Source organism: Shinella sp. JR1-6, from assembly GCF_004284735.1.
In the GTDB taxonomy this organism is placed as follows: Bacteria; Pseudomonadota; Alphaproteobacteria; order Rhizobiales; family Rhizobiaceae; genus Shinella.
Genome location: NZ_SHMI01000003.1, coordinates 269478 through 284723, shown reverse-complemented (window position 1 = coordinate 284723; position 15246 = coordinate 269478). Strand labels below are relative to the sequence as shown.

12 protein-coding genes are annotated in these 15246 nt (G+C 66.1%); 5 read left to right on the top strand and 7 right to left on the bottom strand.

The annotated features are described in order from the left end of the window. The first annotated feature begins 53 nt into the window (after positions 1-53). From radA to EXZ48_RS06600, 4 genes are all read left to right on the top strand, one after another. The gene (gene radA, locus EXZ48_RS06615; protein ID WP_023516733.1) at positions 54-1457 is read left to right on the top strand and encodes a DNA repair protein RadA; all 1404 of its coding nucleotides are present in this window, start codon (positions 54-56) and stop codon (positions 1455-1457) included. 144 nt (positions 1458-1601) lie between these two features. Further along, positions 1602-2219: a CvpA family protein gene (locus EXZ48_RS06610; RefSeq protein WP_023516732.1), complete on the top strand. Its 618-nt coding sequence runs from the start codon at positions 1602-1604 to the stop codon at positions 2217-2219. A gap of 192 nt (positions 2220-2411) precedes the next feature. Next, positions 2412-3905, top strand: a complete 1494-nt coding sequence (gene purF, locus EXZ48_RS06605; RefSeq protein WP_050742889.1) for an amidophosphoribosyltransferase — start codon at positions 2412-2414, stop codon at positions 3903-3905. An 11-nt stretch (positions 3906-3916) separates the two neighbouring features. Next, positions 3917-4657, top strand: a complete 741-nt coding sequence (locus EXZ48_RS06600; protein WP_050742888.1) for an SDR family NAD(P)-dependent oxidoreductase — start codon at positions 3917-3919, stop codon at positions 4655-4657. Between the two features lie 187 nt (positions 4658-4844). Here the strand turns inward: EXZ48_RS06600 and EXZ48_RS06595 are convergent, their stop codons facing one another. The 5 genes from EXZ48_RS06595 to EXZ48_RS06575 form a co-directional block, all read right to left on the bottom strand. Further along, positions 4845-5882 (bottom strand): HlyD family secretion protein, encoded by a 1038-nt coding sequence (locus tag EXZ48_RS06595; RefSeq protein WP_130514943.1) that lies wholly within the window; start codon positions 5880-5882, stop codon positions 4845-4847. A 5-nt stretch (positions 5883-5887) separates the two neighbouring features. Further along, positions 5888-7462, bottom strand: coding sequence for an MFS transporter (locus EXZ48_RS06590; protein WP_130515155.1), 1575 nt, complete (start codon positions 7460-7462; stop codon positions 5888-5890). A 107-nt stretch (positions 7463-7569) separates the two neighbouring features. Beyond that, positions 7570-8025 carry a MarR family winged helix-turn-helix transcriptional regulator gene (locus EXZ48_RS06585; RefSeq protein WP_130514941.1) on the bottom strand — a complete coding sequence of 152 codons (456 nt, stop codon included), beginning with the start codon at positions 8023-8025 and terminating at the stop codon, positions 7570-7572. Between the two features lie 133 nt (positions 8026-8158). Then, positions 8159-9010, bottom strand: coding sequence for a CDP-diacylglycerol--serine O-phosphatidyltransferase (gene pssA / locus EXZ48_RS06580; RefSeq protein ID WP_023512609.1), 852 nt, complete (start codon positions 9008-9010; stop codon positions 8159-8161). A gap of 94 nt (positions 9011-9104) precedes the next feature. Next, on the bottom strand, positions 9105-9803 hold the full coding sequence (locus tag EXZ48_RS06575) for a phosphatidylserine decarboxylase (protein WP_023512608.1): 699 nt from the start codon (positions 9801-9803) through the stop codon (positions 9105-9107). Between the two features lie 275 nt (positions 9804-10078). On the opposite strand from EXZ48_RS06575, the gene EXZ48_RS06570 reads away from it, so the two are divergent. After that, complete coding sequence (locus tag EXZ48_RS06570; protein ID WP_023512607.1) at positions 10079-10726, top strand: VOC family protein; 648 nt, start codon at positions 10079-10081, stop codon at positions 10724-10726. Here EXZ48_RS06570 and EXZ48_RS06565 read toward each other — a convergent pair whose 3' ends face one another. Then, positions 10727-12622, bottom strand: coding sequence for an ABC transporter ATP-binding protein/permease (locus tag EXZ48_RS06565; protein WP_050743151.1), 1896 nt, complete (start codon positions 12620-12622; stop codon positions 10727-10729). A gap of 189 nt (positions 12623-12811) precedes the next feature. Then, the gene (locus EXZ48_RS06560) at positions 12812-15175 is read right to left on the bottom strand and encodes a LysM peptidoglycan-binding domain-containing protein (RefSeq protein ID WP_245461962.1); all 2364 of its coding nucleotides are present in this window, start codon (positions 15173-15175) and stop codon (positions 12812-12814) included. Positions 15176-15246 lie beyond the last annotated feature (71 nt).

The following is a 15246-nucleotide window of genomic DNA, read 5'->3' as shown; positions in this document are numbered from 1 at the left end:
CGTTCCCCTTTTGTGCTAGGGACTTCCGGAACGATTCCGGAAAGCGAGATTTTATGGCGAAAGCCCGCACCCAATTCGTCTGCCAGAACTGCGGCACCGCCCATTCCCGCTGGGTCGGGAAATGCGAGGGCTGCGGCGAGTGGAACACCGTCGTCGAGGAAGATCCGATGGGCGGCATCGGCTCCGGCCCCGGCAAGGTACCGAAGAAGGGCCGCCCCGTCGCGCTGACCGCTCTCTCCGGCGAGATCGAGGAAGCCCCGCGCATCCACACCGGCATCGGCGAGCTCGACCGTGCCACAGGTGGCGGCTTCGTGCGGGGCTCGGCCGTGCTGATCGGCGGCGATCCCGGCATCGGCAAATCCACCCTTCTTATGCAGGCCGCCGCCGCCCTCTCCCGCCGCGGCCACCGCATCATCTATGTCTCGGGCGAAGAGGCCGTGGCGCAGGTGCGCCTGCGCGCCCAGCGCCTGCAGGCCGCCGAGACCGACGTGCTGCTCGCCGCCGAGACCAATGTCGAGGACATCCTCGCCACCGTCGGCGAAGGCAAGCGGCCCGATCTCGTGATCATCGATTCGATCCAGACCCTGTGGAGCGACACCGCCGAGGCCGCGCCCGGGACGGTGACGCAGGTGCGCACCGGCGTGCAGGCGATGATCCGCTTCGCCAAGCAGACGGGCGCCGCCATGGTGCTCGTCGGCCATGTCACCAAGGAAGGCCAGATCGCCGGCCCGCGTGTCGTCGAGCACATGGTCGATGCCGTGCTCTATTTCGAAGGCGACCGCGGCCACCACTACCGCATCCTGCGCACCGTCAAGAACCGTTTCGGCCCGACGGACGAGATCGGTGTCTTCGAGATGTCCGACAAGGGCCTTCGCGAAGTCTCAAACCCGTCCGAACTCTTCCTCGGCGAGCGCAATGCGAAATCGCCGGGCGCGGCGGTCTTTGCCGGCATGGAGGGCACGCGGCCAGTGCTGGTCGAGGTGCAGGCCCTCGTCGCCCCCACCTCGCTCGGCACGCCGCGCCGTGCGGTCGTCGGCTGGGATTCGGCGCGGCTTTCGATGATCCTCGCCGTGCTGGAGGCCCATTGCGGCGTGCGCCTCGGTCAACACGACGTCTACCTCAATGTGGCGGGCGGCTATCGCATCTCGGAACCGGCTGCAGACCTTGCGGTCGCCTCGGCGCTCGTTTCGTCGCTTGCCGGTCTTGCCCTTCCTGCCGATTGCGTCTATTTCGGCGAAGTCAGCCTGTCGGGCGCAATCCGCCCGGTGGCGCACACCGCCCAGCGCCTCAAGGAGGCGGAAAAGCTGGGTTTTTCGCAGGCCGTCCTGCCCGCCGGTTCCGCCGATCTGCCCAAGGGCAATGGCGGCCGCTGGAGCGAGATCGACAGCCTGCCGGATCTGGTGGCGCGCATTGCCGGTTCGAAGAGCGCCCTGAAGCGGGAAGACGAGGACGTTTGACGCCCTCCGGCAGACGGCAATGGCCTGTGGGAAACATCGGTCGCCGGCGTGCCGAACTGAGACGGCGAAGACGCCTTCCGCTAAGGTGCCCCCGCTTGAACGAGGCGGGGCCCGGCGACATTTCGGGTTTGGAGTAGGACGAACATGCCCATCACAATTCTCGACGGTATCGTCATCGGCGTCGCGCTGTTTTCCGCCGTACTGGCGATGGTGCGCGGTTTTTCGCGTGAGGTGCTCTCCGTCGCCAGCTGGGTGGGTGCCGCGGCAGCCGCCTACTTCCTCTATCCGGTCCTCGTGCCCTATGCGAAGGACTACACGACGAGCGATACGGTCGCCATGGTCGGCTCGGCCGCCGCCGTCTTCCTCGTCGCGCTCATCGTGATCTCCTTCATCACCATGCGCATGGCCGATTTCATCATCGACAGCCGCATCGGCGCGCTGGACCGTACGCTTGGCTTCCTGTTCGGTGCAGCGCGCGGCATCCTGCTCGTCGTCGTCGCCATGCTGTTCTTCAACTGGCTGGTCGCGCCGCAGCAGCAGCCGTCCTGGGTCACCACGGCAAAGTCCAAGCCGCTGCTCGACAATCTCGGCTCGCGCCTCGTGGCGCTCCTGCCGGAAGATGCCGACGCGACGATCCTCGACCGCCTGCGCGGCAAATCCGCCGAAGGCGCGCCCACCGAAGGCGGCACGGAGGATCCGGATGGCGCCTCCGGCGGCACGAACCAGGCGCCCGCCGAAGAGACGCCCGCCACAAACGGATAAATCGATCAGGGGAGCTGATACTCGCGAGAAATGGCGAAGGCAGGCTCCCCGATTTTTTGGTAGGATAGACCATCAGCCACTGACGCTTCCGGGCCTCGGTGGCAAATGCTTTCGGCAATACCCATATGGGCCTTGCCGAATGACCCAGAACCCCGTGCAACCTCTTACGGTCCCGAGCAAAGGCTTGCAGCAATGAGCGACTTCCAGTTCCCCGGCCGCCACGACGACGATCTCGATGGCGACACGCTTCACGAAGAGTGCGGCGTCTTCGGCATTCTCGGTCATCCGGAAGCCGCAACGCTGACGGCGCTCGGCCTGCACGCGCTCCAGCACCGCGGCCAGGAAGCCGCCGGTATCGTCTCCTTCGACGGCAAGCAGTTCCATACGGAAAAGCATATGGGCCTCGTCGGTGACCACTATACGAACCCGGTAACGCTCGCCAAGCTGCCCGGCAACATGGCGATCGGCCACACGCGCTACTCCACGACGGGAGAAGTGGCGCTGCGCAATGTGCAGCCGCTCTTTGCGGAACTGGAAGTCGGCGGCATCGCCGTCGCCCATAACGGCAACTTCACCAACGGCCTGACGCTGCGCCGGCAGATCATCGCGGGCGGCGCCATCTGTCAGTCGACGTCGGACACGGAAGTGGTGCTCCACCTCATCGCCCGCTCGCGCTACACCTCCACGACCGACCGCTTCATCGATGCGATCCGCCAGATGGAAGGCGGCTACTCGATGCTCGGCATCACCCGCACCAAGCTGATCGCCGCGCGCGACCCCACGGGCATCCGTCCGCTCGTCATGGGCGAGCTCGACGGCAAGCCGATCTTCTGCTCGGAAACCTGCGCGCTCGACATCATCGGCGCGAAGTACATCCGCGACGTCGAGAACGGCGAGATCATCGTCTGCGAAATCCAGCCGGATGGCTCGATCACCATCGAGGCGAAGAAATCGGGCAATCCGCAGCCGGAACGCCTCTGCCTCTTCGAATACGTCTATTTCGCCCGCCCCGATTCCGTTGTCGGTGGCCGTTCGGTCTATGTCGCACGCAAGAACATGGGCATGAACCTTGCCAAGGAACACCCGGTCGAGGGCGACGTCGTCGTTCCCGTCCCGGATGGCGGCACGCCCGCGGCACTCGGCTACGCGCAGGAAAGCGGCATCCCGTTCGAATACGGCATCATCCGCAACCACTATGTCGGCCGCACCTTCATCGAGCCGACACAGCAGATCCGTGCCTTCGGCGTGAAGCTGAAGCATTCCGCCAACCGCGCGATGATCGCCGGCAAGCGCGTCATCCTCGTCGATGATTCGATCGTGCGCGGCACGACGTCGCTGAAGATCGTGCAGATGATCCGCGATGCAGGCGCCAAGGAAGTGCATATCCGCGTCGCCAGCCCGATGATCTTCTACCCCGACTTCTACGGCATCGACACGCCCGACCGGGACAAGCTGCTCGCCAATCAGTACAACGACGTCAAGGCGATGGCGAAGTATATCGGGGCGGATTCGCTGGAGTTCCTCTCCATCGACGGGCTCTACCGCGCCGTCGGCGGCGAGGACCGCAACCCGGCCCGCCCGCAGTTCACCGACCATTATTTCACCGGCGACTATCCGACGCGCCTCCTTGACAAGGAAGGCGAGACGATGGGACGGAAGGTCTCGGTAATGGCAAGCAACGGATAATCGAAGATAGTATGAGCATCGACCTGAAAGGCCGCCTCGCGCTGGTCACCGGCGCGTCGCGCGGTATCGGCTATTTCACCGCCCTCGAACTCGCAAAGGCCGGCGCGCATGTCATCGCCTGCGCCCGAACGATCGGTGGCCTCGAAGAACTGGACGATGCCATCAAGGCCGCCGGCGGCGCGGCAACGCTGGTGCCCTTCGACCTCGCCGACATGCCGGCGATCGACAAGCTCGGAGGCTCGATCTTCGAGCGCTGGGGCAAGCTGGACATTCTCGTCGCAAACGCCGGCGTGCTCGGCACGATCTCGCCGATCGGCCATATCGAAGCGAAGGTGTTCGACAAGGTGATGGCGATCAACGTCACCGCCACCTGGCGGCTGATCCGCTCGCTTGAGCCGCTGCTCCTGAAATCGGATGCCGGCCGCGCCGTCATCCTCTCGTCCAGCGCCGCACACAAATGCAAGCCCTTCTGGGGCCCCTACTCGGCCTCCAAGGCCGCTGTGGAAGCGCTGGCGCGCACCTGGGCCGGCGAGACGCAGCGCACCGCCCTGCGCATCACCTCGCTCGACCCCGGCGCCACCCGCACCGCCATGCGCGCGCAGGCCATCCCCGGCGAGGACCCTTCGACCCTGCAGCATCCCTCGGAGGTCGCCAAGGTCATCCTGTCGCTGGTGGCGCCGGATTTTGCGGAGACGGGCAAGCTCTTCGACATGCGCCAGGGGCGGCTGCTGGATTATCGCCTGCCGGAGTGATCCCAGGAAGTTGCCCCTCATCCGGCCTGTCGGCCACCTTCTCCCCGCAAGCGGGGAGAAGGGATATGCCGCACCGTTTCCTCAGACAATGCCCCTTTGCGGGGCAAGTCCCCTCTCCCCGTTTACGGGGAGAGGGTTAGGGTGAGGGGCAGTCACAGCAGAACCCGGCAGTACGCGCCGAAGTTTCCTACTCCCCCACCACCGTCTTCACCACCACCGAAAGCCCCGGTGCGAGGCGCTTCGCCATGTCCTGCCCCTGGTCGATGCTGATGCGCACGGGCACGCGTTGGGCGATCTTTGTAAAATTGCCGGTGGCGTTGTCGGGCTTGATCACGCTGAACTCCGAGCCGGCGGCAGGCGAGAAGCGCTCGACATGGCCGGTCAGCGTCGCGTGCTTCAGCGCATCGACGCTGACCTCGACCTTCTGGCCGGGCTGGATATAGGCGAGCTGGGTTTCCTTGAAATTGGCGATGACCCAGGTGTCATGCGGCACGACGGCCATCAGCTGTGTGCCGGCGGCGACATACTGGCCGAGCTTGACGCCCACCTCGCCCACGGCACCGTCACGCGGGGCGGTGATGACCGTGTTGGAAAGATCGATCCTGGCGAGCTCCACCGAGGCCTCCGCACCCGCCACCGCGGCGCGCAGGGAATCACGGCCGACGATGATCGTCTGCAGGTCCTGCCGGGAGACTTCAAGATTCGCCTGCGCCTGCGCAATGGAGGCTTCTGCCTGGTCAAGCGTGGTGCGGCTCTGCTCGCGATCGCTCTGGGTGGCGATGCCCTTGTTCGACAGCTCCTCGATGCGGTTCCAGTTTTCCTCCGCCCGGCGCTTGGCGTAGGTCGCGCTGTCGAGTGCCGCCTCGCTGGCGCCGATGCGCGCCTTGGCGGCGTTCTCCTGCTGCTCGGAATTGGCGAGCGCCGCCTTCTGGCTGGCGAGCGTGGCATTGGCCTGCTCGACCTTCTGGCGGAAGATGCGGTCGTCGAGCCGGGCGAGCACCGCGCCGGCCTTGACCGTCTCGTAGTCCTTCACGGACACTTCGGTGACGTAGCCGGCGAGCTGCGGGCTGATCAGCGTCACGTAGCCGCGCACATAGGCGTTGTCCGTCGTCTGGACGTCGCTGGCAAAGGGCGGCAGCTGCCAGGCGTAGAGCACCGCGCCGATGCCGGTCACGCCGAGGACGAGGGCAAGCGCCGTGGCGGTATTGCGGATGTAAGTCTTCATTTCGGTCAACCTTCAACGGCCGACGGCTCGCCATTGCGAGCGCTGGCCTCTCTGATACGGATGTAGAGCATGTGGATGGCGAGCGCCGCGGCGGCGCCGACGGCAAGCAGCGCGATGACGAGGAAGGCATCGTTGTGGGCGAGCACATTGGCCTCCCGCGTCACCTGCTGGCCGAGCAGCGCGACGCCCTCTGCCTTCAGCACGGCCGGATCGATGATCGTGCGGCCATAGGCGGCGGAAAGCTGCGCCACGCGGCCGGCAACGAGCGGATCGGCAAGCGTCATCGCCTCGGCGAGGATATTCGAGTGGAACTTCTCGCGCAGCGTGATGAAGGAGCCGAACAGTGCCGAGCCGGCAAGGCCGCCGAGGCTCTGCGTGACCAGGAAGACGACGATAAAGCTGAGGATGTATTGCGGCCCCTTGCGCAGCGCCAGCGTGAAACCGGAGGCGATGGCCGGCGGCAGAAACAGGCTGCCGCCGGCGGCGATCATCGCCTGGCTGACATACATCTGCTCCGGCCGCGTCAGGTTCGTCGCCCGGCTGTCGAGAAAGGCGCCGGCGCCGATCAGCAGCAGTGCCACCATATGGATACCCGGCTCCCGGCCGGGCTTCAAGATGGCCGCACAGAGAAGGCCGCCCGCGGCGGTGGCGAGCGCCACCATGCCGTAGAGCCCGGCCAGCTGATCGTTCTGCAGACCGGTGATCTGGAAGAAATTGCCGGCGACGGCGGTCTGTTCGGCCAGCATCAGCCGGAACAGTACCAGCACGGCGGCAAAGTGCAGCATCTCGCGGCTGAACAGCCAGCGCAGGTCGATCAACGGCCTTTCACGGTTAAGCTCGATGACGGCGGCGATGGTGAGCGCGCCGACCATGACAACGAGCAGCGTGCCGATCCAGGGGGCCTCCAGCCACCAATATTGCCGGCCGAGCACCAGCACGACGGCACCCGAGCCGAAACCGACGGCGATGAACAGGTAGCTGACGATATCGAGCTTCTCGATGACCTTTGCCCGCGGTGGCGGCGCCAGCGGCAGGAGATAGATCGCTGCGAAGGAGAGCATGGCAAGCGCCAGCTCGAAATGCAGCAGCGCCCGCACACCGCCGAGATCGATGAGCGCCGGCGAGATGAACCGGGTGAGCGGGGCGGCAAGACCGATATTGGTCAGCGCGAGCGAGATGCCGATCGTCAGCTTGCGCGCCGGGCTGAAGGCCTCCAGCATGTAGAGGAAGCCGAGCGAGGAAAGCGGTGCCGCCGCGATGCCGGCGAAGAAGCGCAGCACGAGGGCGGACTGCAGGTCCGTGATGAAGATATGCGCCACCGACACGAGGAGAAAGGCGGCGATGCCGAGTTCGGCGAAGGGGCGCAGGCCAAACTGGTTGCGGATCTTGATGAGCGCCAGCGAGAGCGAGGCGTTCGGCGCCATGTAGGCGGCCATCAGCCAGGCCGCCTCGGCAGCGGTGGCGCCGAATGGGCCCTGGAGCTGCGGGATGTTGGCGGCGACGAGGTTCAGGCCGAAGCCCTGCGTCATGGCGAGCAGGGTGGAGGCGATCATGTAGGCGGCAGCCCGTGGCGGCGCCATGGGCGGCGGCGGTGGCGGGGCGGCGGGTTTTTCCTCGGCCGGCTCCTGCGCCCCGGATCGCGGCGGCTCGCCCTCCCCTCCGCGCCCGTCGGCAGCGGGAACGGCGCTCATGCCTCGACGCACTCCCGACAGCTCTGCGCGATATTGTCGGACATGGCGGCGAACACCTTGACGGTGGTCGACATGTCCTGCGCCGAAATGCTCTTCAGCACGTCGGCGCGCAGCGAGCGGGCGAGCTCCAGCACCTCTCCGGCGACCTTGGCACCGCGCGGCGTCATGGCGATCTGCTTGGCGCGGCGGTCGCCCTCCACCGACTGGCGCTGGATGAAACCCTGCTTCTCCATGCCGTCGAGCAGGCGCACGAGCGTCGGCGTCTCGATGTCGAGTTCGTCGGCGAGCTCACGCTGGTTGAGATTGACGCCACGGCCGAGGATCAGAAGTGCGCGGGCGCGGGGCAGCGTCAGCCCCCGCTCCTTCACACGGGCGTCGAACAAGGCGCGCATCTTGCGCTGCACGCGGGAAAGGTCGTCCAGGATACGCTCGCGCGGATCGGGTGCGTTCATCTCAGTAGTCCAAATACAATTAGCTTGCTATCTATTTGATTGCTAGTTAATCGACCTGCAACAAAAAATCAAGCCCTGCCCACAGCATGTGGACAGGGCTTTCTGAAAATTCACATGGATGTGATGGGCGTTGCTACTGCCCGTCGGGATCCTCGGGGAACTCGCTGGCCCCCGGTGTCACTGGCGCCGTCCAGCCGCCATATTTACGCTGCCAGGAGCGGGCGCCGAACGGCAGGGTCGCCAGATAGGCGACGACCGTCACCACCATGGTTTCCCAGGTGAAGCTCATCAGCGTTGCGACATAGAGCACAACGAGCAGAATGCCCGGCAGCACGAGGTCACGACGGATGCGGCTGCCTTCCGACTTGCCGGACCAGACCGGCAGGCGGCTGACCAGCAGGAAGCCGATCAGCACGGTGTAGCCGGACGCGAGATAGGCAAAGAGCGGGCTCGGCGCGAGACCAAGGAAACCGAGATAGACCGGCAACAGCACCAGCATGGCGCCGGCCGGTGCCGGCACCCCGACAAAATATTCCGATTGCCACTTCGCCTTGGTCTCACGCTCGGCCATGACGTTGAAACGCGCCAGCCTGAGGCCGGCGGCGATGGCATAGATCAGCGCCGCGATCCAACCGAAGGAGCGCGCCTGGTCGAGGATGAAGACGTAGAGCACGAGTGCCGGCGCCACGCCGAAATTGACGATGTCGGCGAGCGAATCCATCTGGCCGCCGAACTTCGAGGTGGCCTTCAGGAGGCGCGCGATACGCCCATCGATGCCATCGAGGAAGGCGGCGAGCAGCACCATGCCGACGGCGAGCTCGTACCGGTTTTCGAAGGCGAGCCTGATACCGGTGAGACCCGCGCAGATGGCAAGCACCGTGATGAGGTTCGGGATGATGATGCGCAGCGGGATTTCCCGCAGGCGCGGACCGCGCGCTTCGTCGTTCGGTCCATTCGGCTCATAGGGCGGAAAGGGTGTGTCCATCGCTTTTCGCTTTGCTGTTTTCGGGCGGCAGGCAGAAAGGGTCGATGTTGCGAAACCCTGTTGGCGACTGCCTGTTGCCTCTCTTCTCGTTTCCTCAGCCGCGACGGCTGATGACCGGCCCCTTGGCCGAGCCGAATTCTGCCAGCACCGTCTCACCGGCGATCGCCGTCTGACCAACGCTGACGCGCGGCTGCACGCCTGCCGGAAGGAAGACGTCGAGGCGCGAGCCGAAGCGGATGAGGCCGAAGCGTTCGCCGGCCTCCAGGCTGTCGTTCATGTTGGTCCAGCACAGGATGCGGCGGGCGACGAGGCCGGCGATCTGCACGACGCCGATCGGCCCGTGCGCGCTCTCGATGACGAGGCCGTTGCGCTCGTTCTCCTGGCTCGCCTTGTCGAGATCGGCATTGAGGAATTTTCCCGCACGATAGGCGACGCGCGTGACGCGGCCACGCATCGGCGCGCGGTTCACATGGCAATTGAAGACGTTCATGAAGACCGAGATGCGCATCATCGGCTGGTCGCCGAGTTCCAGTTCGGCTGGCGGCGTCACCATGGCGACGGCCGAGACGCGGCCATCGGCCGGGCTGATCACAAGGTCGTCATCCTGCGGCGTCAGGCGCTCGGGATCGCGGAAGAAGTAGGCGCACCAGGCCGTGAGCACGAAACCGATCCACATCAGCGGTTCCCAGGCTGCGCCGAGGAGCAGCGAGGCGACGAAGAAGCCGGCCACGAACTTCCAGCCCTCCCGATGAATCGGCACCAGGGTGCTGCGTATCGTATCGACCAAACTCATCTTCCGACATCTCCTGATGATTTCACGCCATCGACCTAGCGTGAAATGGCGATGGGGGCAATGCGGCGTGGCGATTAGCCCCCAGGCGCACGGCCCTCTCCGGTGCCCGACCCACCAGGTGCAAGTGCGGTTCTCAACCGTCCGATCCCGTGCTTTCCCGCCCTGCGGTTGACAACCGCCGGGCGGTGCGGGCACACTTTCCGTGTTGCTGTAGGGCGCATCGGCGGGAGCCGAAGGGGCAATGCCCACCTACGACCGAAACCGTAGCAGCGCCCATGCCGAACATCGAAAACCTCCGCAAGCAGGCCAAGCAGTTCCTGCGCTGGCATCGTGAACGACACCATCCGGTGGCGGCGATCATCCGTGCCGGTCTGCCCGCTTTCCGGGATCTGACCGATCGGGAGGTGCTCGACGCCGCATTCTCGCTTGCCGATGCGCAGGCGCTCGTCGCCCGTCAGAACGGGTTTGCGGACTGGCAGGCGCTCAGAACAGGAGCCCCCATCATGAACAGCACGACCGAAAGCATGCAGCAAGGCCCGATCCTCAGCGGAGCGGAGCCGATCCTCTACGTCGCCGATTTCGCCGCCTCCCTCGCCTTCTTTACGGAAAAGCTCGGCTTTGCCGTCGATTTCGCCTATGGCGACCCGCCATTCTACGGGGTCGTTGTGCGTGACCGGGCACGGCTCTGCCTGCGACTGGTGCACGAGCCCGTCTTCGTCGGAGACATCCGCCAACGGGAAGAACTGCTTTCGGCCTCGATCACGCTCGACAGCGCGGCGGAGATCAAGGCGCTTTTCCTCGGCTATCAGGCGGCCGGCGTCGCGTTCCACAAAACGCTCCGGACGGAGCCCTGGGGGGCGCGGACCTTCATCCTCCTCGATCCGGACGGCAACCTGATCCTCTTCGCCGCGCCGGGAGCGTGATCACTCCGCGGCGGGCGCACCGCGCACGATAATACCGAGTTCGTCGCTTTCGCGCACCTGCTTCAGGCGCTCCTCGGCCTGCACGGCCTCGCGCTGGCGGTTCCACATGGAGGCGTAGAGGCCGTCGTCGCGCTGCATCAATTCGCCATGCGTGCCGCGCTCGGCAATGCCGCCGTCCTTCAGCACGATGATTTCGTCCGCCGCGATGACGGTGGAGAGGCGGTGTGCGATGACGAGCGTGGTACGGTTCTTCGAGACGACGTCGAGTGCCGCCTGGATTTCCTGCTCCGTGCGGGTGTCGAGCGCCGAGGTCGCCTCGTCGAGAATGAGGATCGGCGGGCTCTTCAGGATGGTGCGGGCGATGGCGACGCGCTGCTTCTCGCCACCGGAGAGTTTCAGGCCACGCTCACCGACCATCGCCTTGAAGCCTTCCGGCAAGTGGCGGATGAAGGGGCCGATCTGCGCCGCCTCAGCGGCGGCGGTGACCTCCTCGTCGCTGGCGCCAGGTCGGCCGTAGCGGATGTTGTAAGCGATCGTGTCATTAAAGAGCACGGTATCCTGCGGCACCATGCCGATCACCGAGCGCAGGCTCTTCTGCGTGACATCGCGCACATCCTGCCCGTCGATGGTGATCGCGCCCTCCTGCACGTCGTAGAAACGATAGAGCAGCCGCGAGAGCGTCGACTTCCCTGCTCCGGACGGGCCGACGACGGCGACGGTCTTGCCGGCGGGAACATCGAAGGAGACGCCCTTGAGGATCGGCCGCGCCGGATCATAGGAAAAATGCACGTCCCTGAAGGAGATCGCGCCATCGGCGATGATGAGGTCCTTGGCACCGGGCTTGTCCTGTACCTCTTCCTCCACTTCGAGCAGATCGAACATCTGTTCGATATCCGTCAGGCCCTGGCGGATTTCGCGGTAGACGAAGCCGATGAAGTTGAGCGGGATGGCGAGCTGGATCAGCATGGCGTTGATGAAGACGAAATCGCCGACCGTCTGCTCGCCGCGCTGCACGGCAAGCGCCGACATCGCCATCATGACCGCCATGCCGACACCGAAGATCAGCGCCTGGCCGAAATTGAGCCAGCCGAGCGAGGTCCAGACCTGGGTCGCCGCCTTCTCGTAGCGCGCCATGGACTGGTCGAAGCGGCGCGCCTCCATCTCCTCGTTGCCGAAATACTTGACCGTCTCGAAGTTGAGCAGCGAGTCGATCGCCTTGGTGTTGGCTTCGGTGTCGCTGTCGTTCATCGAGCGGCGGATCGAGATGCGCCAGTCGCTCGCACGCACCGTGAACCAGATGTAGAGACAGACAGTGACGGCCGTGACGAGAAGATACTGCAGCCCGTAACCCCACCAGAAGATGGCGGCGGTGAGCAGGAACTCGATGAAGGTCGGCACGCTGTTGAGGATCGTGAAGCGCACGATCGTCTCGATGCCCTTGGTGCCGCGCTCGATGACACGCGACAGGCCGCCGGTGCGCCGCTCCAGATGGAAGCGCAGCGACAGGCGGTGCAGGTGCACGAAGGTGCGGTAGGCGAGCTGGCGCACGGCATATTGCCCGACGCTGGCAAACAGCGCGTCGCGCAGCTGGTTGAGGCCGGCCTGCAGGATGCGCGCACCGTTGTAGGCAAGCACCAGCATGACGGCGCCAAGCAGGAAGGTCGGCAGAAGCGAGACGGCATCCGCCTTGCCGTTCAGCGCATCCGTTGCCCACTTGAAGAAATAGGGCACCAGCAGCAGCACGATTTTCGAGGCGAGCAGGAAGACCGACGCCCAGACGACGCGCATCTTCAGGTCGGGCCGGTCGGAAGGCCACATATAGGGCCAGAGGTTCACCAGCGTGTGGAGGGGATTGCTGCTGTCGGCCGAAACCGTCTTTTTCGTCGTTCTCGCCACGCTGGCCTCCGCCGGATCGCCGTCACGCCCCGGTCTTCGTTTCTTGCCGGACTTGCCGAATGAAAATGCGGCGCCCGGTAGGGGCGCCGCATCGGGGAGATAGGTCCTTGCCGGCCGCTTCGCAACGGCCGGCGGGAAATTGTCCTTGTGCAAGTCCGGCAAACTCCGCCCTGCCGGACCTGCGAGGGATCAATTGCCGCGAACGCGCTTGCGGTGCAGCTCTTCCGCCTCCGCATCGCTTTCCACCGTCTTGTCCGGCACGCCGAAGACCTGGCCGGGGATGATGCGGTCCGGATCGGTGATCTGGTCCTCGTTGGCGAGGTAGATCGTCGTGTAGCGTACACCCTTGCCGTAGATGCGGCGGGAGATCTGCCAGAGCGTGTCGCCGCGGCGGATGATGACCGAGGTCTTGCTCTGCTGCAGCGGCGCCTGCTCGACCGTTTCCGGCTCCTCGGCAACCGCCTGTCCGCTGCCCGTTGCGGCGGCTTCGCCCGAGGTGGCGGTGCCGCTCTCGCTGCCGGTCGCAGCCGCGGTGCCGCCGGCCGTCGTGGTTTCCTCCGCCGGGCTCGCAGCGTCGGCAACCGGCGCACCGCCCACCGCTTCGCTGCCCGACGCAACGGCGTTGGCGGCGGCCGTCAGCGAGGGCATGCCTTCCAGCGCCACAAGCGCCTGCTGATAGGCCTCCTTGCCGGCGCCGGCCGAAACCGCGGCGAAGCGGTCGAGCGCGGTCGAGGCCCAGCCCTTCAGCTTTTCGATGGCCGCCGTCACATCCGCGGCCGTGCCCGCCGGGGGCGTGAAGCCGGTGATGCCCTTGAGGGCGCCTTCAAGCGCGGTGCGGGCGGTCTGGATTTCCGCCGACGTCGCATTTCGGCCGTCGGAGAACAGCGCAACGAACTGCTGCTGGAGCGCCGTCGCCTGGCCGGCCAGCGCCTCGATGGAGCTGTCCGCCGCGGCCGACGCCGCGCCGACCACGGCCTCCGCCTTCTCGATGGCCGGAGCCAGCGCATCGGCAACGGCCGTCTCGATCGAGCCGAGAGCACCGCCGACAGCGGCAGCGTCCTTCGGCAGGGCCTGGAGGCGGGCGAGCGCCGTGGCCGCAGCGGCCGAGGCCTTGGCGGCCATGTCGCGGGCCGCATCGCCCTCTTCCGGGCCGGGCTTGAACTCCGATAGCGACTTCAGCGCGATCTCCGTCGCGGACCGGGCAGCCGCCAGCTCCTCGACGGTCGGCAGGCGGCCATCGGCATAGAGGCCCTTGAGCAGCGCCAGCGCCTTGTCGGCCTCGGTGCGCAGCTTGTCGAACGTGCCGCCGCCGATGAGGCCGAGCGCCGGGGCGGTATCGCCGGTGGCATTCTCCTGCGCGACAACGGCGACCTGTTCGCCTTCCGGCCGATCGAACGGAACGGAAGCGCGGAATTCGACCTTGCTGCCATCCGGGCTCATCACGTCGGCGCGGACGGTGTGGCGGCCGACCGACAGGTCGATCGTGCCATCGGCCACGTAGCGGCCCTGATCATCCGCCTTCGCCTCGCCGACGAGCGTGTCGTCGGCATAGATACGCACAAGCGCGCCCGGCTTGGCCGTGCCGGCAATGAACATGCGCTCGCCTTCCAGCTCGACGGCCGAAACACGGGCCTGGGGCTTGGCCGCCGTTTCCGTCGCCGCGCTGCCGGCTGCTCCCGCCGTCTCCGTCGCAGCGGCCGTGGCGGTTTCGCCCGTGGCTGCCGCATTGCCGCCGCTCGTCCCGGCCGTTTCCGTCCCGGCAGGCTGTTCGCCCGCGGTGCCGGCTGCGCCCGCATCGGTGGCAGCGGCGGTTTCGCCGGCTGGCTGGTCGATGGTCTTTTCCGCGGTAGCGGCAGCCTTGTCCGCGGTGTCCGGCACCGTGATCAGGCGGCTCGCCTCGCCGGGCTTGGAGACCATGGCCAGGAGCTCGCCGCCGGCATCCTTCGGCACGGAGACGGTCGCCACCTCGTCCGAGGTCTTCGAGACGCCCTTGTCGTCCTTGGTGTTCAGGGTGAGCTGATAGTCGCCGGCCGAGAGCGGCTGATCGAAGACGGCCGCGAAATCGCCGGACGGGCCGATATCGGCCGTCGCGACGACGGTCTCGCCATTCTTGATCTCCAGCTTGGTGTTCGGCTGGCCGCGGCCGGCGATCACCGTCGAACCATCGGGCTCGACGCGCAGGAGATCGAAGGCAGGCGTGACCCAGCCGGCGGTCGGATCGGCCGGCGTCGTTTCCGCCTTGGCGACCTCCTGGGTCGCGGTCGCAGCCTCGCCTGTCGTCGCATCGGCCGGCTTCTCGCTTCCGGCAGCAGAGCCCGTGCCGGTCGCTTCTCCGCCCGTCGCTGCCTCGCCGGTTCCCGTCGTCGGACGGGCCTGCTTGCCCTCGGCCGTCGTGGTCTCGCCGCCGCCTTGCGTCGTCGTATTGGTAAGGCTCGCGACCGGGGTTTCGGCCGGCTTGTCCTTGTTCATGTTGGGCAGCACGAAGAAAACCATGAGCAGCGTTGCCGCCGCCAGCACGATCAAGGCCACCAGACCGGTCTTGTTCTTCATCATCAACTCTCTCTCTGTCCCGGTTTCCCGGGGGTCCCCTCCTGAAATTGCTATCGATTCCCAATGTTTTGCAC

What these genes read in the sequence shown, in the direction of transcription:
- radA (WP_023516733.1), top strand. Translation starts at nt 54, where the DNA reads ATGGCGAAAGCCCGCACCCAATTCGTCTGCCAGAACTGCGGCACCGCC.
- EXZ48_RS06610 (WP_023516732.1), top strand. Translation starts at nt 1,602, where the DNA reads ATGCCCATCACAATTCTCGACGGTATCGTCATCGGCGTCGCGCTGTTT.
- purF (WP_050742889.1), top strand. Translation starts at nt 2,412, where the DNA reads ATGAGCGACTTCCAGTTCCCCGGCCGCCACGACGACGATCTCGATGGC.
- EXZ48_RS06600 (WP_050742888.1), top strand. Translation starts at nt 3,917, where the DNA reads ATGAGCATCGACCTGAAAGGCCGCCTCGCGCTGGTCACCGGCGCGTCG.
- EXZ48_RS06595 (WP_130514943.1), bottom strand. Translation starts at nt 5,882, where the DNA reads ATGAAGACTTACATCCGCAATACCGCCACGGCGCTTGCCCTCGTCCTC.
- EXZ48_RS06590 (WP_130515155.1), bottom strand. Translation starts at nt 7,462, where the DNA reads ATGGCGCCGCCACGGGCTGCCGCCTACATGATCGCCTCCACCCTGCTC.
- EXZ48_RS06585 (WP_130514941.1), bottom strand. Translation starts at nt 8,025, where the DNA reads ATGAACGCACCCGATCCGCGCGAGCGTATCCTGGACGACCTTTCCCGC.
- pssA (WP_023512609.1), bottom strand. Translation starts at nt 9,010, where the DNA reads ATGGACACACCCTTTCCGCCCTATGAGCCGAATGGACCGAACGACGAA.
- EXZ48_RS06575 (WP_023512608.1), bottom strand. Translation starts at nt 9,803, where the DNA reads ATGAGTTTGGTCGATACGATACGCAGCACCCTGGTGCCGATTCATCGG.
- EXZ48_RS06570 (WP_023512607.1), top strand. Translation starts at nt 10,079, where the DNA reads ATGCCGAACATCGAAAACCTCCGCAAGCAGGCCAAGCAGTTCCTGCGC.
- EXZ48_RS06560 (WP_245461962.1), bottom strand. Translation starts at nt 15,175, where the DNA reads ATGATGAAGAACAAGACCGGTCTGGTGGCCTTGATCGTGCTGGCGGCG.